This is a genomic window from Xanthomonas sp. NCPPB 3570, assembly GCF_056725115.1.
This window is the reverse complement of sequence record NZ_CM161513.1, coordinates 4,432,182-4,451,764: the sequence shown is the minus strand read 5'-3', so window position 1 is coordinate 4,451,764 and position 19,583 is coordinate 4,432,182. Positions and strand designations below refer to the sequence as shown.

Genomic DNA, 19,583 nt, shown 5'->3' with positions numbered 1-19,583 from the left:
GATATCGGCCGCAAATATTTGGTCATTGATGGGAGTCGTGACGCATGGATGAGGTAATTAAGCAACTACTGCAGGCGAGTGGTCTATCGCTAGCTGTCCCAATGATTGTTGTTGTATTTGGAAGCATTCTTGTAAAGGGCGGCTTTAGCTTGCATCGCTCGCGAAGCGCGGATAGGAAGGATTTTCTTGACACTTTCAAGGATATTGATGGGCGCAGCGACCTGTGGCTGTGCGTAAGCGTTCGCCATTTATTTGGAAAGTACCTACCGACGAACTTAATCCGCAGGTTGATGGTTGCTCCGAATCCTGGGAGAGCATTGCTTGATGTCTCGAACGGTTGGGATCTATTCACTTTCGACGTGGCGACATTGCAAGTACGTTGGCGTAATCCACGGCACGTCAAGGCTAGAGCTCGTAAGCGCAAGGTCTTGATACTCAATTTTGGATATTTCTTACTTGGTTGCCCGGGACTTCTCTTAGCTTATTGGATCGTGGCTGAAAAAATTGCGCAGCAGTTTGTTTTTGTCGCTTGGGTATACGTTGCACTTGCTACCATCGGCGCAAGCGCATGTCTGATCAGTGGCGATCAACTGAAAGGCGCTGGTCGGGCTGCGGAGTGGTTGGGCATTGGAGACGGGATGGCCTCTCGCAATGCTCGTAAAGTCAAAAAGAAACCAAAGTAAAAGTTCTACACGGGTCCTAGAGCTTGAAGCGATTTTTCCTGTGCCATTCTAGATAGGCTTGATGCGGTCGCAACTTCGAAATTTTTGGAAGAATAAGGCGATGCCCTTTGACGATTAGCCTATCGAGTTCACCGGGAACCCCGTGTGGCGAGACGAGGATTTCATAGTCTGGCGAAATCGAGATCAGGCCACGGTCGAATAACCAATGGGCAGTCCCTGTGAGCGCAATGCCGTTACGCACCGTATCTGGGCCGTTCGCTTCGACCGGGCAAATATGTGCTGCCTGTACCTCCGGCCTGCCGCCACCGTTTATGAGCCGCAATCCGGTAACCGAGCAGGTGTTCTCGTACGCATTCCTAACATGCCTACGAAATGTCACGTCCCGGAACACTCTGTTTGTTAGCCGCTGAACAATGCTTCTCTCCACGTAGAAGGGTGCTTCGCCCTCACTAATTCTGCTCACTGTCGAATCGATCTCGGCATCTTGAGGCTCCCACGCCTCGATAGTCGATGAGATGCCCAACCTGAGAATCGCATCGAACTCCTCGTGACTAATGCCGCGCACGGACCGTCCGAACGCTCCTTTGTTTGTTGACCCGTCTTCCTTCCTAAGAACGGATTCGTAGTAATAGCCATTCTGGGAAAACGGGACCGCGTGATCAAATTCGATGAACTCTCCTAGACGGGCGTAGAAGTGCCCTTGTCGCTTCTGATCTGGATCGACGGAGAGCACGCGTGCGCAAGCAAAGTAGGCGCTACGGCCGGCAGCCCTGTTCGAACCGGAAGTTCGTCTAGGTTCGTAGTAGATGATCAAATCGCCAATCGCCGCCTCGACTGCGCGAAGATAAGTTGAAGGAAAGTGGTAACGCTCCTCGATCCTGTCGTCGTACGCGGAGCTTTCGGAGGCAGTAAAAATAGCATGGGTCATAGTTATCTTAGCTCCGCACCAGGTCACCAACTTGGTGTGTGGAAATAGCAAATCAAAGCCACCCTCTGCATAGCTATTTTGGAGGTTGACAACCCTTCTGGTCCAGATGCAAGCTCCTGAGCAAGGAGCGTCGAAACTCCCCACAGAGCGGTACCCACCTCCGACAAACCGGTGGGTTTTTTGTGCCCGATGCTCGGGCGCAAGCCGACGCGATGCCTGCGTCGGGAGGGCGGCTAATACAACACCCCTTCGGGGAAATACGCCCGCCGGCTCTGTGCGGTTTCGAACCTCCCGACTTCCCGTCCGCCGTGCGTGGCGGCCGGACCCCTTCATGGAACGAGGAGGCAACGATGGCGCACGACCGTTTGGACGACGACGACATGCCCGGCTATTTCCTGCCGGAGGACAGCCAGTTCCGCCTGGCGAAGCTGCGCGATCACGCGCGCTTCCTGGTCCGGCTGGCGCAGCCGCGCACACAGGCCGAGGAGCGTGCCGCCGAACCCAAGGTGCGTATGAGCGAACTGGCGGTCTGCCTGGAACTGCTGGCCGAGCAAGTGAACCTGGTGCTGGACGCGCTGTCCTATCCCGCCCAGCGGACTGACACGACGCGCGGCGCCTGGCTCGATGCCACTGCTCAGGCAGCGCCGGACGCCGGCAGCGGCACGTTCCGCGTGACGCAGCAGCAAATCGACAGGCTCACTCAACTGGCCGAGGCCGTCTCTGCCAATGCCCGGATAATGGCGGCCGGCGATGCAGCCGAGCGTGCCGGCCAGACGCTGCCGGAAGTGGGCAGCACGCTCTGTGCCGCAGCCAACGACGTGCGTGAACTGCTGCTACAGATCGCACACCAGCCGTTGCCCGGACCACCGTCGAACCGCGTGCGCGAGGCGCGGGCAGTCTATGCGCTGGAATCCGAGGCGCCGCCTGCGGGAGGCGGGTGGCTACATTGATCCTGGCTACATTGGCGTGGAGTAACGGGGTCGGGTTGAATTACTGATGGGCGTGTTGGATTTGTGTGACCGACGAGCGGATCTGACGCCAGCGAAGCGTTGACTCTCAGACTCGATGTCATGTTCAAGGTGGCTGCGTAAAAGTGGACCTGCCCGCGCTCTTCCTGGTTCTGCGTCCTTGTAGCCCTTGCACCCTGGCCTGTTGCCTGCCTTGAAGCTGGGTTGGTGTGAACTGCGTCCGATTACAGGAATTTTCTAGGGAAGCTACATCAAGAAATTCCAGCGTCTGCCGCTAGACGTGGACGTTTGCGGAACCAGCGATCCAATGAGGGGAATACTTTGAAAGTAAGCAATCGGATTTTGTTGGCGCTGATCGCCAGTGCATGCGCGATGCCTGCCTTGGCACAGGAGCCCACGCCGCAAGTGGAGTCCGCCGGTGCGCGAATTCGCCTGTTTGGTCAGAATGGTGTTGGCATCGTGTTGTACAAGGATGCCGTATGTACTGCCCAATATGGCGAAAAGATCCGTGTATCCGGATCGCTTGGCAGTGCGTTCGGTTCCCTGTTCGGCTCGGTGAAGAACGAGGGGATTGGCATCCCGGAGACACAGAACACAAGGAACTTGCAGGACCGCAAGATGATCGGCTCCAAGCCGTTCTACAAAGAGCTGGCGCTGGAAGCAGGCAAGCCCGTTGTCGTCGAGGCTGGCGCCAGTTCGCCAGCACACTGGAGCCAGACGCCAGGATTCAATCTTGGACGGAGCTGCGGCGCCTTGCTGACATCGACCTTCGTTCCGCAGGCGGGTGCCGACTACGAGGTTGCGTTGAACCTCGATTTCCGTAATTCGGTCTGTGTACTGGCGGTCAATCGCGTGAACCCGGATGGACAAGTGACCCCGGTCGAGGTGGCGCCGGCATCCAAGGGGTGCGAGTAGAACTCGGGAGCGACCTTCCAGCAGTATCGGTGGCGCGTGCGGTAGCTGGAGCTGGGCGCGCCGGCAAAGACACATTAAGAGAGGCCAATCCCATGCGCGCGAGCCACCTCACGCTTCCCCGTCTCGGCCTGCTCTTGGCCGCATTCGCCATCTCGGCCAATGCCGTCGGCGCCGAGCCGTTCGTGACGCTGGGAAAGTCGCTGTCTGATGTTGCTCCGTGTTGGGTCGATGAGGCCAGCAAGACGGCGAATCCTCCGCAGTCCCCGGACGCCGTAGGGACTTCGGGTGTCATAGTCACCGCGGTGGTCGATGTCGCGCTCGCGCTCAAGGCGGCGGACACGACGGCGGTGCCCCCGCCGTCGGCCGGATCCGAACCGACGGAGCTTGCCGGACTGCAGGCGACCACCTCGCAGGTGCAGCGCTCTACACGCAATCGCAGCCTCGATCGGATCGCGCAGCAGACGGCGCTTAAATGGCGCTATGTCTGTCCGCCGAGCGTGCCGGAAGCGCAGCGTTGGGCGAGGGTCGAGATCGCGATGGAGGCGCCGGACGCAGGCCCGGATCCCGGCCAGCAGGCGCTACCGCGCTTTGCCATCAGCCATTTCCCGTTATGGGCGAAGGCGAGGCTCATGCAGCCCGGTCCCCACGCGGTGCAACGTGATGACCGTCTGATGCCACGCGGCAGCGTCGCCGAGATCGCGGCACGTTTGCAGGCCGATGACGCATTCAAAAAGGACGACGCCAGTCAGTCGTTCACGATGTACGCCACCTGGGACGAGCCGATGCAGACCGCCAGGATCTGGTGGCTGTTCGATGAGCATCATGGACGCGCCACCGCGGCCGTCCTGATCCTGGATGACTATCGAAACGAAACGCGTACCTACGCGGTGCGCTGCGAATCCTCCGCGGCGGTCTGTGCCACGTTCGATCAATGGCTGCAGCCGGTCGCTGAAACCTGGCTCCGCTGATGACCTGGGACGCCGAACTGATCCGAACTACAGGGCCGCGTTGAGGCGATCTGCGAAATGCCCGGTCGCATGCTCGCGTCGGTGGTCCGTCGCGACTGACGGTGCGCTAGAGCAATCCGTTTTCTCCCTCGCGCTCTGCCTGGAACTGTTGGCCGAACAGGTGGAGCTGGTGCTGGACGCGCTGTTCTATCCCGCCCAGCGGACCGACACCACGCACGGTACCTGGCCCGATGCCACTGACCAGGCAGCAACGGATGCCGGCAGCAGCACGTTCCGCGTGACGCAGCAACAGATCGACAGGCTCACTCAGCTGGCTGACACCGTCTTGGCCAATGCCCAGATGTTGGCGGCCGGCGATGCGGCCGAGCGTGCCGGCCAGACGCTGCCAGAAGTGGGCAACACGCTCTGCGCCGCAGCGAACGACGTGCGTGAACTGCTGCTGCAGATCGCACGCCAGCCGCTGCGCGAACCGCCGTCGAACCGCGTCCGCGAAGAGCGGGCGGTCTATGCGGTGGAACGAGTCGCGCCGCAGCTTGCGGGCGACCGGCTCCATTGAGCTCGACTTGGCTTCACTGAGGCGGGGGCGCCTCTGCAGGTGCGGCTCTGCATTCGCGTTAGTAGGATTGTCGCTATGCTGCGCCGGTCGGACCGACAAGGAGTCAAGATGAAAGCATGGCAAAGTATCCGAAAGGTTCGCATCGCGTATTTGCTGCCGCTGTGTGCGCTGCTTCTTGGATGCGCGTCTTCGGCTTTCGCACATCCCGCTGGAGTCCGTAAAGCGGGTCTGTATGAAAAGGCAGCATCTTCTGATGCTTGTCCATCGCAGAGTTTCGCTACCTTCCTTCAGCGCTATGCAGACGCGGAGGATGATCGTGTGCGCACGCGCTTCACTGAAGATCCGCTTGAGTATGAAGTCCCGACGCATACGGTGGAGGACGAAACCGTGCGCTCTCCGCCTACCCATGTCAGCCGGCAGAGCGGACCGTCACGTTTGAAGCTCTTCCCTTATCGCTATTTCAAGAATGCACAGGCTTTTGATCGCATTGATCCGCAAGACGATCAAACGCCGAGGCAGGAAACCGTGCCTTACCCGGTAGCCATCTCGGTAGAGCGAGACGATGGACGCAAGGTTGCCTTCGGCATGGAGTACGAGATGCAGACGTATCTTTTCAAGCGAAGCAAGGGGTGCTGGTTTCTAACACGCGCGATTGATCTCAGAGACTGAAGGAGAGCGAATCGTGAGTGAAAAAGGCGCCGCACTGCTGCGCATCGCGCGATCCAGCTCGGATGGGACGTGCAGCGATGTCCCAGGGTGCAAAAACCAGCGCTAGCGGTGGGAGGGAACTGCGGCGCCCTCCTTACATCTAGGTTCCTTCCCAGGCTGGAGCCGACGACGAGGTGGCACTGAGCCACGATTTCCTCAACTTCGTCGGCGTGCTTTCGGCGTGTCGCGTGAGCGCCCTGCTGGCAAGTAGCCCAATCGCGATGACCCTGGAAGCCAAGGGCGTCCATGAAGGCTTAGCGATTCGAAATCCTTGGGGGCGCATACGGCATGGCGCTGCTTCCGCTATGGACCCTCGCCTCGGCCTCCTCTTTTGATGTTGCCTTTGCGGCACAAACCGATGTTCGTTCTTGCCGCACGGACGATCGCCAGGTAGCGGTCCGCCAGCACTGGCGTCCACCCTTTCACGGCCGCGTCGTCGTCCTTGGCGGCGTCCTCCGCATAGGTGTCGAGTGTGGAAAGGCACTGCGAATACAAGCCGTTTTTGTACTGGGTGATGGCCAGATCGTTACGAATGGCGCCTTCGTCTTCCCATTCCAGCGTCGGCAGGCAACTCGGCACGACTGGCGACAAGGTGGCGAGCGCCGCCTTGTAGTCTTTCGCATCATAGAGACGCTGGAAGGTCGTCCGTGTGCGGTCCAGCGCGTCTCGGCCACAGCCCTCTTTGACCCGCAGGTAGGGGGCCTCGAAATCCCCGTTGTAGCCGCAGAACGTCTTGCACGCGGTGGGTGTGGCGGCCGCCACGTCAATGCCCTGCGGCGTACTGGCGAACTTCACTTGGCAGGTGGGTTGGCCCTGGTTCCCCTTGGCGACGCCGGTGTGTCCCTCTATCGCGCCATTCAGCTCGCACACGTCTTCCCCCGTGGTGCTTTCCAGGGAGAAGGTCAATGCTCCGTTCTGCTGCTTGATCAGCAGGCGACCCCATCCCTTGTCGGTGATGTACTCGCCAGGCGGAGGAGTGCTTTCGGACACAACTTGCGGCGCCGCCGGGGCAGGCTGTTCCTCGCGCGCTCCCGGCTTCGGGGCAGCGGCCGGTGGTTGTGCCGAACAGGCGGCTGTGGACAGCGTGGCGATCGCAGCGCAGACCAGCCAGGTCATCTTCAGCGGGAGTGTTTTCGCCATATCCTTTCGCCGCTCCTGTCTTCCCTGCGGCTCTTTAACGCGCGATGCGGCTATGCGTCAAGTCGGTGTGCCCCTGCGCGGGCTGGCCGGCGGGTGGATACCTGGCGGGAGGTCGGTGGAACGCAAGGAGACCGATTGCTATCTTCCCTGCCTACGAACCGCAGGCCATGTACAAGGGGTGACCGATGATGAAGCAGCACCGACGCGGGTGGCGCTTGTCGCTGGTCGCGCGAGTTGTGGCGATGGGGTTGATGACCTCGTGTGCGGGTTCCGCTTACGCAAGCAAGTCCACCACATTCTCCGGCGAGTGGGGTTACGCCAAGAGATGCGACCTGGGCCATTACGTGGGCCTGCATCTGCAGCAGCATGGCGATCGCGTCACCGGAGATTGGAGCGAGGGAACCAACGCGCACGGCCATGATGGGCAGTTGCAGGGGGAAGTACGCGGGGGCACGTTGTATATCCGCTATTGCAGCGAAGATGGAGGAAGCGGCTTCGCCGCATGCCCCGCGTTCTCAGGACCAGAAGATCGGTTCCGGCTACAAAATGGACTGCTTGTTCGTTATCAGAAGTACGGTTCCGGTTATCGGCGCGACGTTGCGCTTCATCCTAGTGTCGCAGGGAATGATGTGCCTTTCGATCAAGAATGCATGGATCAAGACGATGGGCTCGACCCGCCCTGACAGTTCCTTGCACCCGAAGCAATAAGCGTCCCTGAGCGCTAGCGCGAGAATGCAATTCGGCGCTTCTATGGCATAAACATTGAGGTGATTTCATGAAGAAATCGAAGCAAGCGCTTTGCATGGTCTTCATCGCCGCGACGTTGCAACTGACAGCATGCCAGCCCGAATCGGCTCAATCAGTGGCGTCCACCCAGGTGCTCCATCGCAAGGAGGCGCCTGCAGCGAGGACGACCGTGCCGCTGGTCAGGAAACTCAGTCCGCAACTCCTGTCTGATGCCATCACGCTCGATTTCGCTGTTCCGCCCCAGGAGGATGATCCCGAGCCGCCGATCTTCATCGGATTGCGGGTCGCTGCTGCAGATGGGGAGGCTGCAGCGGCCAAGGTCGATCGCCTACGCGATGCCGGCGTGACCGCTCAGTTGCACCTCTATCGATTGACAGAGACAGGCGAGCAGCCGGTGGTATTGCAGCGGAGCGAAGAAATAGGGCGTACCGAGTATCGAGTCGTGGCCTTGGGCCCCGATGGGCATGTGCCACGTATCTTCGCGACAGATGCGGACGTCACAACGATGGAAGCCGCGGGGTTGATTGCTCCGAATGTCACCTACCGCGAATTGGACATGGCTTTTATACGGGATACGCCGCCGGGCCGATACCGGGTGTCTGTCCGCTTCGAGGGTAACGTCGGTGCCTTGGAGGAAGCCGGATCGGAACTGTTGATCGCCTTCACGAGTAAGGCGAAATAGGAGCGTGCCTGACGATGGCCCATGGCAGGTCAGGCTTTGGCTGGTCGGAAGCGCAATTTCACAGATGACAGATCGACTAAGGCGGGGAAGAATGACGGAAGTGCGATGGTGGCTGATCGCGGCCTTCCTGTGTGGGGGCATGAATGTTTCTGCTGCCCGCGCCGTCGAAGTAGATCGGGGCGACCTACTTTGCAGCCAGGCCAGCGATTGGACTGATGGAGCGTCGGTGGAGGTAAAACAGATGACCCCGATGGTCGTGGAAAGTGATGCAGGCCGTACCTATCATTTCGATCTGCACAGAAGCGCCGGACTGCAGACGCTGGACGCTAGCTGCGGATGGGGGAGCTACGCAGAGTGCGTCTTCACTGCTCGCCGGTCGGATGGCACGACCTACCAGTTCTCGGGCCTCTCCAGCTTCGGCCTATGGAAATCCATGGATGGCTTTTACTTGCTGTACGGCATCGTGTCTCCCAAGGGAGAAGCGGATGCTCGCAAGCGCCGCATAGTGAAGTTGGATGATCCGCCGAGAGAGGTTTGCAACCAGATTGGTGACTATTCGAATCTCATGTAGGTCCATGAGCGGCCTATCTGCCCATACCCAAGCAGATGCCTCGTCTCCCACGATGCGCTAGCATCCCCCGCACACGACGGCGCGCGGCGCCGTCTCTTCAGGGGGACATCGATGAAACATTTCCTGCTGGCCGCCGCCGTGGCGGCCTTGCTGTGCGGCTGCACCGTGGTGTCGCCCGATCCGGGGCAGCAGGCGGTGCTGGTGGACAAGCCGCTGCTGTTCGGCAAGGGCGGCATCCGCCTGGACGACGTGCGCGATCCCGGCCGCACCTACACGTGGATGACGACGTCGGCGGTGTACGTGGACACCACGCCGCAGACGGTGCAGGTGGCCTTCGACGACTTCTCGTCCAGCGACAACATCCTGTTGGACTTCTCCACGCAGATCCAATACCGGATCACCGCGCCGGCGCGGCTGCTGTCCGGCTTCGGCCAGGACTGGTTCAAGAACAACGTCGCCAGCCAGTACGCGGCGATCGTGCGCGACCAGGTCAAGCGCTACGACATGACGCGGATGATGAGCGACCCGGACACGGCGCGGAAGATCGACGATTCGGTGACCGAGAACGTGCGTGCCCTGGTCAAGGAACAGGGCCTGCCGATCCAGATCCAGAACATCACCCTCGGCCGCGCCCGCCCCAATCCCGACGTGCTGCAGCAGATGAACCTGACCGCCGCGCAGCAGCAGCGGGTCAAGACGCTGGTGGAAGCCACCACCGCCGAGCGCCAGCGCGAGCAGGAGCAGGTGGCCAAGGCCGATGCGGACAACGCCTACCGCAACCGCATGGGCCTGACCCCGGAACAGTACCTGGCCAGCCAGATCGCCGAGATCAACGCCGAGGCCTGTGCCAAGGCGCAGGCCTGCTACATGGTGCCGTCGGGAACGTCGGTGATCGCCAAGTAGCGCGACGCGGTAAAGGCGGGCTGGGGTGGCCCGCCGTTCGCGCACATCGGTGGTGGCATGCGCGTCGCGAATGCGACGCGCCGGCGGCGGTTGTCGCGGTGCCGCGGGTCTGCCACTGTGACGGCTGAGTCCTGCGAGGAGATCCGCAGATGGAATCCATTCCGTCTCCCGTGTCGCAACGCCCGCCGGCGACCCGCCTGTTCGCCCTGCTGGCCCGCGAGGCGCGCACCGGGGTGATCTTCCGCCGCGGGCCGAGCAAGCAGGTGCAGCTGATCCACTGGGATCTGCGTGACGACAGCTTCGTGCACGGCCAGTGGTTCAAGGGCCGCATCTACGAGCGACGCTGCGATCTGTCGCCGTCGGGGCGGCTGCTGGTGTACTTCGCCTCCAAGCAGCGCGGCGACTTCGGCACCTGGACCGCGCTGTCGCGGCCGCCCTTCTTCACCGCACTGGCGCTGTGGCCGAAGGGTGACTGCTGGGGCGGCGGCGGGATGTTCGAGGACGAGCGGACCTTGTTGTTGAACCACCGGCCACGCGAGGGGCGGGATCCTTTTCCGATGCCGACCGGCTTCCAGTTGCCGCACCATCTGCAGGTGCGGCCGTTCGGCACGCATTCGGGCGGCGGCGAGGACGAGCCGATCGATGGCGTGTTGCGCGAACGCGATGGCTGGCAGTTGCGCGATGACGGCGAGGGCGAACGTGGCGGGCTGCGCAGCGGCGCATTGTTCCGCTTCAGCCGCCCGCGCGTGCGCGAGAAGCTCGGCGCCCATGGCCGCCGCCTGCAGTCGCTGCTGCATGCGGTCGGCCAGGAAAACCATGCCTGGTATGGCCTGGATCACCGGGTGCTGGACCGCGACGGCACCGTGCTGGTCGACCTGCCGGGCAGCGACTGGGCCGACTGGGATGGCGGTGACCTGGTGTTCGCGCGCGAGGGCAGGCTCTATCGCCTGCGCAAGAGCGACTTCCGCGAGGTGGCGCAGCGGGGTGAGCAGGCCTTCCAGTTGCTGCACGATTTCAGCGGTGCGCGCTTCGCGCCATTGGCGCCGACGGCGGACGCGTTGAAGTATTGAGTTTGCAGATCCGCTACGGCATCGGGACTCAGGTAATAGCGGTGCTGTTCGTGCCAGCTGTCGAGCGCCGCATCGCGAATGTGTGCGAATGCCGATTCCAGGCCATCGAGTTGCCGGCGCGGCCCTTCCTTCTTTGTGCGAGGTGGACTACCGTGCTTGCACTTGGGGGAATCGCATGCGCAATGCATTGGTCGTCGTCATCGCCTTGGCGTCCTTTTGTCTGTTTGCCGCCGACCGTACTCAAGCACCGGGCAGGCAGCAAAACTCCATCAAGATCGCTTCGGTCTCCATCCACTATACGTACATGGGGTGGGGCTACGTCGATGAAGTGTTCCACTTGGTTCCGGCGCGCAGCGGCATGGGATTCGTCATGCGCTGGACGAACAAGGATGGGGCGAGGCACGCCGAGCAGCGGGTCGCTACGGACAAGGTGATGGCGCTGTTCGCGGCGGCACGCGCGCCTCGCATCGACCGCGCGACCGGGCTGGACGTGTTGCAGCAGCGGGCGATGGCGCCAGCGACCATCGCCAGAATCCGCAACACGATGTTTGCTGCTCGGGATTGCTCACCTCTGCAGCAACGTCAGTGGCGCGCCGCACAAGCGACTGCCGGTAGCGTGAGGACAGAGCTCGAACAACTCTATCGCGAAACTATCCCATGGACAGACGATAGCCCGTCCATGACGGTCCGCATCGTGCCCGAACGTGGGGCGCCGCTGGAGTTCCATTCGCAGTCGCAGAAGCCGTTCATGCTGGCGTGGATCCACGGTATGCCTGGGGTCCGAAGAGATGGGGCGATAGATGGCCCCAAGGCGACTTGGTCGCTGCCGCTCAGCGATGCGCTTGTGGAGATCCTGCCGGCCCTGTCGCCTGCACGAAAGCGCTTGGCGCGCGAGCAGCTGGTGAGGGCGCTGGCTCGGAACCTGGAACGCCGCTCTCCTTTATCCTGCTCGCCATATCGTGGCGATGCGCACGCAGGTCGTTGAATCTTCGGTGCCTGGCTCTTGCCGGTGAGTCGGCCAGGCAGCGCGCGCGACTAGATGAAAGATGCTCCTTGGTGTGGTCTGTAGGCGGGCGTATAGACTGGCAGCTCCATACCGGGGACGTCCGATGAGAGTACTTCGCTGCCTGTTGCTGCCGGCCCTGCTGTGCATCACCGCACTCGCCCAGGCCCAGGACGACGACACGCGCCGCATCGCGGTGACCATCGACGACCTGCCGTGGCAGCGCATCGAGCAGACGCCGCCGGCGCAATTGCCGGCACTACATACGCAATTGATGACCTCGCTGCGGCAGGCGCAGGTGCCGATCGTCGGCTTCGTCAACGAGGACAAGCTGGAGCAGGACGGCCAGGTGCAGCCGCAACGCGTGGCGATGCTGCGCGATTGGCTGGACGCCGGCTATGCGCTGGGCAATCACACCTACGGCCACGTGAACCTGCACCAGGTCGGCGTGTCGGCATACGAGGATGCGATCGTGCGCGGCGAGCGCACGTTGCGGCCGTTGCTGGCCGAGCGTGGCCAGTCGTTGCAGTGGTTCCGTCATCCGTATCTGGCCACCGGCCGCAGCGTCGCTGACCGTGAGGCGGTCAACGGCTTCCTGGCCACGCATGGCTACCGCATTGCGCCGGTCACCGTGGACAGCGGCGAGTGGGTCTGGGCGTTCGCCTATGCGCATGTGCTGGACGAGCCGGCAGGCCCGGCGCGCGACGCCATGCTGCTGCGCCTGCGCAATGGCTACGTGCCGTACATGCTCAACAAGCTGGATTATTTCGAGCGCGAATCGCAGGCCCTGTTCGGCCGCCGCATCCCGCAGGTGTGGCTGATGCACGCCAACGCGCTCAACGCCGCTGCTTTCCCCGAGCTGGTCGCGGCCACGCGCCGCCGTGGCTACGCCTTCATCGGTCTGGAGGAGGCATTGCGCGATCCGGCCTACACCCACGCCGAGGGCTACACCGGCCCTGGCGGGATCAGCTGGCTGCACCGCTGGGCGATGGCCGAGGACAAGCCGAAGGATTTCTATGCCGGCGAACCCGTGGTGCCGCGCTGGGTGTTCGCGCTGGCTGGGGTGGATGCTGAGTAGCGCAGCGATCGCGGACTTGCCGGGCGATGTGGGCGTCCCTTCACTATCCACGCACGCATGGCCGGATCACGATGGCGCCTCTCCGCCCACCGTGACCCCCATGCCCTCGTCCAAGACGCCTCCGTGGAAGAAGCCGAATCCGCGCGGTCAGCGCAGCCAGCCGTTGTCGTCGGCGCAGAAGGAAGCCGCGAAGCAGCGCGCCGAGGAGAACGGCCGCCCGTATCCGAACCTGGTCGACAACATGTGGGCCGCGCGGCTGCCACGCGACGCCTCGTCCTCCAGCACCGCCAAGTCGAAGTAGGGCCGAATGGGTGGGGCGGGTCGCGCGCCTGAGCAGACCTAGCGCGCGGCCGGCCTTGTGTCGGGGCGATCCGTCGCTGGTGCCGATACCGGCTGCAAGGTGCGCAGCACCGTCTTGTCGATGCTGGCGGCCACGCCGACGCTGCGTCCGGCCAGATTGGCCACGCGATAGCGGGCCGCGACACCCAGCACTTGCGTCGCCTGCGCCAGCGACAGGCCGTAATCCTGCTGCAGCCAGCGCAGCAGGCCGGAGGTGGCCAGGCGCAGCGCGTCGTCGCTGGAACCGGCCTGGCCGAGCACGGCGATCTGCTCGGGGGATTCCACGCGCGGCATCGCGATCGGATGGCGCTTCACCAGCTCGACACGGAACTCGACGTCCAGCGAGGTTTCCAGTGCCCACTGGGTGGTTTCGCCGTCGCCCTGTACGGCATGGCCATCGCCCATGTACAGCAGCGCGCCGGGCTGCTGCACGGGCAGGTGCACCGTGCTGCCCGCTGCCACCGCGTTGAAGTCCATGTTGCCGCCGCCGACGCTGGTGTCGCCGGTGGAGAGCGCCGCGCTGCCGAACCCCGGCGCCACCGCCAGCCCGCCAAGCATCGGCTGCACCGGTACGGCAAAGGTGCGCATCGGGCCGTCGGCATCGAGTGGGCGGGCCGTCCCGGCGTCGCGATCCAGGTGCCAGCGCACATGCTTGCCGAGGCCGGCCGCCTGCGTCGCCATGTACGGGGTCTGCAGGCGGCCGACCAGGCCGTCGAGGCTGTCGGCGGTGTCGCGGTTGAGCCGCAGCGCGACCAGGTGCACGGCGAGCATGTCGCCCGGTTCGGCACCGACGACGAAGAACGGGCCGACCTGCGGATTGCCGTACAGGGCGCGGGTCTTGCCATCGGCATCCACGCCGCCGGAGTCCAGGGTCTGGGTGCGCACGCTGTCGCCCGGCCACAGCACCAGCGCCGGTGCCCGGTCGGCGCTGAAGGTGTTGGCGTAGTCGCGGGGCACGAAGACATGCGTCTGCGCCGCCGCGCTCGTGCGCGTCGGGACGCGCCACGCATCGAAGGCATGCGTGGCGCGCACGTCGGCGGCATTGGGATCGGGACGCGTGCTGCGGCCTTGCATGTGCGCGCCATCCACGCGTCCATCGAAGCGGGACAGACGGCCATCGGTGCCGGTGGTGGTGAAGGCGATCGCCTTGCCGTTGCGGGTGCCCTGGATGGGGTCGGCGTCAAGCCGTCCCTGCAGCCGGTTGCCGTGGGTTTCGAGCTCCAGCGTCTGGTACAGCCGGTTGCCCCACAGATCGGTCACCACGATCCACTGTTCGCCGGCCCAGGCCGGGGCGGCCGTCAGCACGGCCAAGCCCAATATGGCTGCCCATCGCGTGTTGCGTCCGCGCATCGGTGCTCTCCGTCCCGTTTGACTACAAATGTAGTCATGTCGCGCCAGGTCCGGACCTGTCGGAAGTCATGCGCGGGCTCTGCGCCGACGGCGCCTGGATGAATGCCGGCGCACTGACGCGCAGGCCGTGCCCTTGGCGCCACCCTGACCATGCCCATACCGTGCCGTGCCGGCACTGGGCCGGTCATCGCATCCAGGTACGGGTATGACTCCGCAAGAACAGCAGCTTCTCGAAGACTTCCTGGCGCGCCTGCGCAGCGCCGGCGGGGTGGCCAAAGATCCGCAGGCCGACGCGCTGATCCACGCGCGCCTGGCCGATCAACCCGATGCCGTGTATCTGCTGGTGCAGCGCACCTTGCTGCTGGAGCACGCGTTGGAAGCCGCCAAGGCGCAGATCGCGCAGTTGCAGCAGCAGGCCGCGCCGCCACCGCCGCCGGCCAGCTTCCTGGGCCAGGGCTTCAATGCGGCGCCGCCGCCGGTGCCCCCGGCGCCCGCCGCCACAGGCGTCGCGGGCGCCGGTGCGCCCGGCTGGCGCGAGCGCTGGTTCGGTGGCGGTGCCGCGGCCGCGGAGCCGACGCCGCCGCCGGCCGCCGCGCGTGGCCCCAGCTTCCTCAGCACCGCCGCCACCACGGCGGCCGGCGTGGCCGGCGGCATGTTCCTCTTCGAGGGCGTGGAAAGCCTGCTGGGTGGCCACCACGGCGGCGGTTTGTTCGGCGGCGGCGCGCCGCAGGAAACGGTGGTCGAGAACATCACCAACAACTACTACGACGACACGCCGCAGCAGGACATGGGCCAGGACTTCCAGGACGACGGCGACTTCGGTAACGATAACTGGGTCTAAGACGCACCAGCCTGCAGGGCGCGTCGTCATTTAGTTGCACACACCATCTAGCTGACAGACGCTTTTATTTGCGTTTCAAAGAGTTGACAGCACCGACGGCGAGCGCCAGACTGCGATCTGCGAAGCAGATCGCAGTCTGGCGCTCGCCGTCGGTAGCGCAAAAATCAATTCTTTATCTATTCAAGAATTGCGTTTGATTCGAGCCTGCAAGCCTGCTTTGGCCGCAGAAGCAACTGCTCTCAGTCGCTGACTGGCTTGACTATTAATTCATAAATCTATTCAATGTCGGCATGAGCGATGACCGGCTACGCGATCTTGTTGCCCTCTTGCGCAGCGAAAAGGTCGTGACGGCGGCCCGCATCGGCGATGTGCTGCAGATCAGTCAACCGACGGTATCGCGCCTGTTGGCCAGTGCTGGCGAGCAGGTGCTGCGGATCGGCAAAGCTCGGGCGACACGCTATGTGCTCACCCGGTCGCTGGGCCGGGCGGGCCATCGTTGGCCGTTGTTCCGCATCGATTCGCGCGGTCGTGCCGAAACGCTCGGTCATCTGCACGCCATGCACGGTGATGGCTACCTGTTCGTTCCACAGGTCACCTGCCCCGCGCTGATCCATGGCGACTTTGCCAGTGGACTGTTTCCAGGGCTGCCGTGGTTTCTGGACGACCAGCGTCCGCAGGGCTTCCTTGGTCGGGCCTTCGCGAGGCGCGTGGCTGAGGACATCGGTGCGCCGCAGGACTTGCAACGTTGGCAGCCTGACGATGTGGTGCTGGCTCTGTTGCGGCACGGCGACGATCAACCGGGCGATTTGGTGCTGGGCGAGTTTGCATTGCAGCGCGCACAGCAGGCTGCGCTGCAACCAGTGGATGTGATACCGCAGGCGGAGCGGCGTGGTCTGTATCCGCAGCATGCCGAGCAGGCGTTGCTGGGCGAGGCGGTGGGCTCGTCGGCAGGAGGCGAACAACCGAAATTCACCGCAATCCTGCACACGGAAGGCGGCTACACGGCGGTCATCGTCAAGTTCAGCGAGCGTGCCGGCACGCCGGCCGCGCAGCGTTGGAGCGACCTGCTGCGGTGTGAGCACCTGGCCAGCGACGTCCTGCGTGCGCACGGTATCGCCGCCGCCGAGAGCGAACTCCTCGAGAGCGACGGTCGCGTGTTCCTGCAATCGACGCGGTTCGACCGCACGCCTGTGCTGGGACGGCGCGGCTTCGTCTCGCTGGCCGCGGTGGATGCGGCCTACTTCGGCCATGGGCGCATCGACTGGTGGTCGTTCGCACCGCAGCTGCAGCGCGAAGGCTGGCTGAGCGACGCAGACGCGCAGCGCCTGCGTGTGTGCGGTTGGTTCGGCGCACTGATCGGCAACAACGACATGCATCTGGGCAACGCGGGCCTGATGCTGGGCGATGTCTTGCCGCTGGCCTTGGCGCCGATCTACGACATGTTGCCGATGGCGTTCCGTCCTGCGGCCAGCGGCGAGGTGGTGGAGCGCGCCTATGTGCTGCCGTTGCCGACACCGGACCAGCGCGACGACTGGCGCGCAGCGGCCGGCATGGCGGTGACGTTCTGGGAGCGCGTCATCGAGGACGCGCACATGTCCGCAGCATTTCACAGCATCGCGCGGGATGCGCTGGCGCAGTTGACCCGCGCCGTATCGCGGATCGGTTGAGCGCTTTCGCGCAGCGTTAAATCACCCGACACATCGCCCTCACGCGGGCCGGACATGCGACCGTGGAAGCTGCGGCGACTCCCCACCACGAGGTCTTGCCCCATGGCTGCAACCAGCGCACGTGTCCGCCTGCATGTCGAAGATACCGGCGGTGCCGGTCGCCCGGTGATCCTGATCCACGGCTGGCCGCTGTCGGCGGAGGCGTGGAAGGACCAGGTCGGGCCGCTGCAGCAGGCGGGCTACCGGGTCATCGCCTACGACCGCCGCGGCTTCGGCCGTTCCGAGAAGCCGGCCGACGGCTACGAATACGACACCCTGGCCGACGACCTGGCCGGCATCATCGAGGACAAGCAGCTGCGCGACGCGGTGCTGGTCGGGTTCTCGATGGGCGGCGGTGAGGTGGCGCGCTACGTCGCGCGGCATGGCACCGCGAAGCTCGCCGGCGTGGTGTTCGCTTCCGCGGTGCCGCCGTACATGCTCAAGACCGAGGACAACCCGGAAGGGCCGCTGAGCAAGGAGCAGGCGCAGGAAATGGAGCAGGGGCTGAAGGCCTCGCGCGAGACCTTCTTCGACGACTTCACCCGCGGCTTCTTCAGTGCCCACGGCACGCTGAAGGTGAGCGAGGCGCAGCGCCAGGAGGCGATCGCGCTGTGCCTGCAGAGCGACCAGACTGCGGCGCTCGGCTGCATGGAGGCATTCGGCACCACCGATTTCCGCGAGGATCTCAAGAAGGTCGACGTGCCGACCCTGGTGCTGCACGGCGATGCCGACGCGACCGTGCCGTACGAGGGCTCGGGCCAGCGCACCCATCGCGTCATCGCCGGCAGCGACGTGGTGCTGCTGAAGGATGCGCCGCATGGCTGCAACACCAGCCATGCCGAAGAGTTCAATCAGGCGCTGCTCGGGTTCCTGGCCAAGCTGGGCTGACCGCTGGCGCGTATCGTGGTGCCGACGCGCAAGGCGTGGCGCCGCGACGACGCAACTAGGCAGCAGGTAGAACCAACCCGCGGCAGCGCTCGGCTGCCGCGGGTCGATCCGACCGAATCAAACCATCGCGACGATCACTCGCCGACCAGCGTCGCCACACTCTGCGGGTCGACGTAGACCACGGTCTGGCCCGAGGCGACGCTGTACTTGCCGCCGTAGCCGACGTTGAGGCTGGACGAGGTGCTGTACTTGGTGAACGCGGTGGCGCTGCCGGCGGGCACGCGCACGGTGAGCTGCCGATGCTGGGTGCCGGTGTTGACCGCCACCAGAACCAGCTTGCCGCCCGGGGTCTTGTAGGCGCTGACCGCGACATCGCTATACGGCGCGGCGGTGGCGCCGATGCGTACAGACCCCGGACGCACGAAGCGCGCGTATTGCGACATCACATAACCGCGCTTGCTTACCGTGCCGTTCTCGGCGATCAGCCCGTAGCTGCGGCGGATGTACCACCAGATGTAACCGCTGTAGTTGGCGAGCATGCTGTTATGCAGTTCGCTGCCCACGCCGAGCGCGGACGGCCAGGCGTTGCCGTCGGTGTTGTCGGTGTAGTGTTCGGTCATCCACAGTTGCTTGCCCTTGCTGCGCGCCAGCGGATAGTCCTTGGGCTGCACGCCATACAAGTGGCCGCCGATGATCGACAGGTACTGGGCGGCGCTGCTGTTGAGCACCGGGTCGGTCAGCGCGGTGTTGAAGCCCAGCGACTCGGCGGCGAGCAGCTTGAACTTGCCGAACTTCGCGCCCTGCGCGCTGATGAAGTTGAGGAAGTCGGTGCCGTTCCAGTCGCCCGACTCGTAGTCCGGATGCCAGTCCGGCTCGTTCTGCAGCGACAGGGCGTAGATCGGCGCGCCCTTGCTGTCCATGTAGGCGGTGAAATCCAGCAGGTGCTTGGCGTAGGCATCGTAGTACTGCGACAACAGCTTGCCGCCGTTGTTGAGGTTGTTGTTGGACTTCATGTAGGCCGGCGCCGACCACGGCGTGGCCAGCAGCACCGCGCCGTGCGCGCGGGCCCGCACCGCCGAGGGCACCTGCTGGCTCCAGCCGGAGCTGGACGGATCGATGCGCATGCGCATGATCGACAGGCCGATCTGCCCGGTGTCGCTGCCGAACGCCAGGTCGACCTGGGCCGGGGTGAGGTCGGCGATCCAGCCGGCGCCGTTCATGCCGCCGAAGCCCTGGATGGTCTGGTGGACTTCGCTCGGGGTCACGGTGACGGTCTGTGCCAGGGCGGTGCCGGCCGAGAACAGCGTGGCGGCTGCGGCGAGCAAGGTGCCGAGCAAACGGGGGGTCTTCATGGCGTGTCCAGCAGTGGGGGAGGCGTGACGCTAGCCAGCGCAGATGACCATTTCAATGTCGCCATCGTCCAAAGCCGGCAAGTGAGACCGGCGGCGCACGCCAAGCGCAACCGGCTCCCCACTCCACATGGGCGAATGCAACGCGTTGCAGCGCGGTGCACCACCCGGCCGCGGCGTGAGGTACGGC

21 protein-coding genes are annotated in these 19,583 nt (G+C 64.0%); 17 read left to right on the top strand and 4 right to left on the bottom strand.

Annotated features, from left to right (window positions below; genetic code table 11):
* The first annotated feature begins 44 nt into the window (after window positions 1-44).
* Window positions 45-683: a hypothetical protein gene (locus tag AC1PLR_RS19205; protein ID WP_481101999.1), complete on the top strand. Its 639-nt coding sequence runs from the start codon at window positions 45-47 to the stop codon at window positions 681-683.
* Between the two features lie 16 nt (window positions 684-699).
* On the opposite strand, the gene AC1PLR_RS19200 is transcribed toward AC1PLR_RS19205, so the two are convergent.
* Window positions 700-1,611 carry an HNH endonuclease gene (locus tag AC1PLR_RS19200; protein WP_481101998.1) on the bottom strand — a complete coding sequence of 304 codons (912 nt, stop codon included), beginning with the start codon at window positions 1,609-1,611 and terminating at the stop codon, window positions 700-702.
* 350 nt (window positions 1,612-1,961) lie between these two features.
* On the opposite strand from AC1PLR_RS19200, the gene AC1PLR_RS19195 reads away from it, so the two are divergent.
* From AC1PLR_RS19195 to AC1PLR_RS19175, 5 genes are all read left to right on the top strand, one after another.
* Entirely contained in the window at window positions 1,962-2,561 is a 600-nt protein-coding gene (locus AC1PLR_RS19195; protein ID WP_481101997.1) for an XAC0095 family protein, read from the top strand.
* 390 nt (window positions 2,562-2,951) lie between these two features.
* Window positions 2,952-3,494, top strand: coding sequence for a hypothetical protein (locus tag AC1PLR_RS19190; RefSeq protein ID WP_481103642.1), 543 nt, complete (start codon window positions 2,952-2,954; stop codon window positions 3,492-3,494).
* Between the two features lie 92 nt (window positions 3,495-3,586).
* Window positions 3,587-4,462, top strand: coding sequence for a hypothetical protein (locus AC1PLR_RS19185; RefSeq protein WP_481101996.1), 876 nt, complete (start codon window positions 3,587-3,589; stop codon window positions 4,460-4,462).
* Window positions 4,463-4,610: 148 nt separating this feature from the next.
* Entirely contained in the window at window positions 4,611-5,018 is a 408-nt protein-coding gene (locus AC1PLR_RS19180; RefSeq protein WP_481101995.1) for a hypothetical protein, read from the top strand.
* 108 nt (window positions 5,019-5,126) lie between these two features.
* Complete coding sequence (locus AC1PLR_RS19175) at window positions 5,127-5,687, top strand: hypothetical protein (protein ID WP_481101994.1); 561 nt, start codon at window positions 5,127-5,129, stop codon at window positions 5,685-5,687.
* 342 nt (window positions 5,688-6,029) lie between these two features.
* On the opposite strand, the gene AC1PLR_RS19170 is transcribed toward AC1PLR_RS19175, so the two are convergent.
* Window positions 6,030-6,866, bottom strand: coding sequence for a hypothetical protein (locus AC1PLR_RS19170; RefSeq protein ID WP_481101993.1), 837 nt, complete (start codon window positions 6,864-6,866; stop codon window positions 6,030-6,032).
* 185 nt (window positions 6,867-7,051) lie between these two features.
* Here AC1PLR_RS19170 and AC1PLR_RS19165 point away from each other — a divergent pair, with 185 nt between their 5' ends.
* The 8 genes from AC1PLR_RS19165 (at window position 7,052) to AC1PLR_RS19130 (ending at window position 13,221) form a co-directional block, all read left to right on the top strand.
* The gene (locus AC1PLR_RS19165; RefSeq protein ID WP_481101992.1) at window positions 7,052-7,549 is read left to right on the top strand and encodes a hypothetical protein; all 498 of its coding nucleotides are present in this window, start codon (window positions 7,052-7,054) and stop codon (window positions 7,547-7,549) included.
* A gap of 92 nt (window positions 7,550-7,641) precedes the next feature.
* Window positions 7,642-8,295: a hypothetical protein gene (locus tag AC1PLR_RS19160; protein ID WP_481101991.1), complete on the top strand. Its 654-nt coding sequence runs from the start codon at window positions 7,642-7,644 to the stop codon at window positions 8,293-8,295.
* 91 nt (window positions 8,296-8,386) lie between these two features.
* Entirely contained in the window at window positions 8,387-8,866 is a 480-nt protein-coding gene (locus AC1PLR_RS19155) for a hypothetical protein (protein ID WP_481101990.1), read from the top strand.
* 123 nt (window positions 8,867-8,989) lie between these two features.
* A complete protein-coding gene (locus AC1PLR_RS19150; RefSeq protein ID WP_019797028.1) occupies window positions 8,990-9,769 on the top strand; it encodes an SPFH domain-containing protein in 780 nt (259 codons plus the stop codon).
* Between the two features lie 149 nt (window positions 9,770-9,918).
* Window positions 9,919-10,839 carry a hypothetical protein gene (locus AC1PLR_RS19145; RefSeq protein WP_481101989.1) on the top strand — a complete coding sequence of 307 codons (921 nt, stop codon included), beginning with the start codon at window positions 9,919-9,921 and terminating at the stop codon, window positions 10,837-10,839.
* Between the two features lie 175 nt (window positions 10,840-11,014).
* Window positions 11,015-11,824 (top strand): hypothetical protein, encoded by an 810-nt coding sequence (locus AC1PLR_RS19140; RefSeq protein ID WP_420008104.1) that lies wholly within the window; start codon window positions 11,015-11,017, stop codon window positions 11,822-11,824.
* A gap of 124 nt (window positions 11,825-11,948) precedes the next feature.
* Entirely contained in the window at window positions 11,949-12,920 is a 972-nt protein-coding gene (locus AC1PLR_RS19135; protein WP_481101988.1) for a polysaccharide deacetylase family protein, read from the top strand.
* Window positions 12,921-13,020: 100 nt separating this feature from the next.
* A complete protein-coding gene (locus tag AC1PLR_RS19130) occupies window positions 13,021-13,221 on the top strand; it encodes a hypothetical protein (RefSeq protein WP_420008102.1) in 201 nt (66 codons plus the stop codon).
* A gap of 38 nt (window positions 13,222-13,259) precedes the next feature.
* Here AC1PLR_RS19130 and AC1PLR_RS19125 read toward each other — a convergent pair whose 3' ends face one another.
* Window positions 13,260-14,564, bottom strand: a complete 1,305-nt coding sequence (locus tag AC1PLR_RS19125; RefSeq protein WP_481101987.1) for an acetamidase/formamidase family protein — start codon at window positions 14,562-14,564, stop codon at window positions 13,260-13,262.
* A gap of 250 nt (window positions 14,565-14,814) precedes the next feature.
* On the opposite strand from AC1PLR_RS19125, the gene AC1PLR_RS19120 reads away from it, so the two are divergent.
* The 3 genes from AC1PLR_RS19120 (at window position 14,815) to AC1PLR_RS19110 (ending at window position 18,044) form a co-directional block, all read left to right on the top strand.
* The gene (locus AC1PLR_RS19120) at window positions 14,815-15,450 is read left to right on the top strand and encodes a DUF2076 family protein (protein WP_481101986.1); all 636 of its coding nucleotides are present in this window, start codon (window positions 14,815-14,817) and stop codon (window positions 15,448-15,450) included.
* A gap of 290 nt (window positions 15,451-15,740) precedes the next feature.
* Entirely contained in the window at window positions 15,741-17,117 is a 1,377-nt protein-coding gene (gene yjjJ, locus AC1PLR_RS19115; protein ID WP_481101985.1) for a type II toxin-antitoxin system HipA family toxin YjjJ, read from the top strand.
* A 102-nt stretch (window positions 17,118-17,219) separates the two neighbouring features.
* Window positions 17,220-18,044 (top strand): alpha/beta fold hydrolase, encoded by an 825-nt coding sequence (locus AC1PLR_RS19110; RefSeq protein ID WP_481101984.1) that lies wholly within the window; start codon window positions 17,220-17,222, stop codon window positions 18,042-18,044.
* 134 nt (window positions 18,045-18,178) lie between these two features.
* On the opposite strand, the gene AC1PLR_RS19105 is transcribed toward AC1PLR_RS19110, so the two are convergent.
* A complete protein-coding gene (locus AC1PLR_RS19105) occupies window positions 18,179-19,396 on the bottom strand; it encodes a glycoside hydrolase family 30 beta sandwich domain-containing protein (RefSeq protein ID WP_481101983.1) in 1,218 nt (405 codons plus the stop codon).
* Between the last annotated feature and the right edge of the window lie 187 nt (window positions 19,397-19,583).

Excerpts from the sequence above, each read along its gene's own strand:
- AC1PLR_RS19205 (WP_481101999.1), top strand. The coding sequence starts at position 45 with ATGGATGAGGTAATTAAGCAACTACTGCAGGCGAGTGGTCTATCGCTA.
- AC1PLR_RS19200 (WP_481101998.1), bottom strand. The coding sequence starts at position 1,611 with ATGACCCATGCTATTTTTACTGCCTCCGAAAGCTCCGCGTACGACGAC.
- AC1PLR_RS19195 (WP_481101997.1), top strand. The coding sequence starts at position 1,962 with ATGGCGCACGACCGTTTGGACGACGACGACATGCCCGGCTATTTCCTG.
- AC1PLR_RS19190 (WP_481103642.1), top strand. The coding sequence starts at position 2,952 with ATGCCTGCCTTGGCACAGGAGCCCACGCCGCAAGTGGAGTCCGCCGGT.
- AC1PLR_RS19185 (WP_481101996.1), top strand. The coding sequence starts at position 3,587 with ATGCGCGCGAGCCACCTCACGCTTCCCCGTCTCGGCCTGCTCTTGGCC.
- AC1PLR_RS19175 (WP_481101994.1), top strand. The coding sequence starts at position 5,127 with ATGAAAGCATGGCAAAGTATCCGAAAGGTTCGCATCGCGTATTTGCTG.
- AC1PLR_RS19170 (WP_481101993.1), bottom strand. The coding sequence starts at position 6,866 with ATGGCGAAAACACTCCCGCTGAAGATGACCTGGCTGGTCTGCGCTGCG.
- AC1PLR_RS19165 (WP_481101992.1), top strand. The coding sequence starts at position 7,052 with ATGATGAAGCAGCACCGACGCGGGTGGCGCTTGTCGCTGGTCGCGCGA.
- AC1PLR_RS19160 (WP_481101991.1), top strand. The coding sequence starts at position 7,642 with ATGAAGAAATCGAAGCAAGCGCTTTGCATGGTCTTCATCGCCGCGACG.
- AC1PLR_RS19155 (WP_481101990.1), top strand. The coding sequence starts at position 8,387 with ATGACGGAAGTGCGATGGTGGCTGATCGCGGCCTTCCTGTGTGGGGGC.
- AC1PLR_RS19145 (WP_481101989.1), top strand. The coding sequence starts at position 9,919 with ATGGAATCCATTCCGTCTCCCGTGTCGCAACGCCCGCCGGCGACCCGC.
- AC1PLR_RS19140 (WP_420008104.1), top strand. The coding sequence starts at position 11,015 with ATGCGCAATGCATTGGTCGTCGTCATCGCCTTGGCGTCCTTTTGTCTG.
- AC1PLR_RS19135 (WP_481101988.1), top strand. The coding sequence starts at position 11,949 with ATGAGAGTACTTCGCTGCCTGTTGCTGCCGGCCCTGCTGTGCATCACC.
- AC1PLR_RS19130 (WP_420008102.1), top strand. The coding sequence starts at position 13,021 with ATGCCCTCGTCCAAGACGCCTCCGTGGAAGAAGCCGAATCCGCGCGGT.
- AC1PLR_RS19120 (WP_481101986.1), top strand. The coding sequence starts at position 14,815 with ATGACTCCGCAAGAACAGCAGCTTCTCGAAGACTTCCTGGCGCGCCTG.
- yjjJ (WP_481101985.1), top strand. The coding sequence starts at position 15,741 with ATGAGCGATGACCGGCTACGCGATCTTGTTGCCCTCTTGCGCAGCGAA.
- AC1PLR_RS19110 (WP_481101984.1), top strand. The coding sequence starts at position 17,220 with ATGGCTGCAACCAGCGCACGTGTCCGCCTGCATGTCGAAGATACCGGC.
- AC1PLR_RS19105 (WP_481101983.1), bottom strand. The coding sequence starts at position 19,396 with ATGAAGACCCCCCGTTTGCTCGGCACCTTGCTCGCCGCAGCCGCCACG.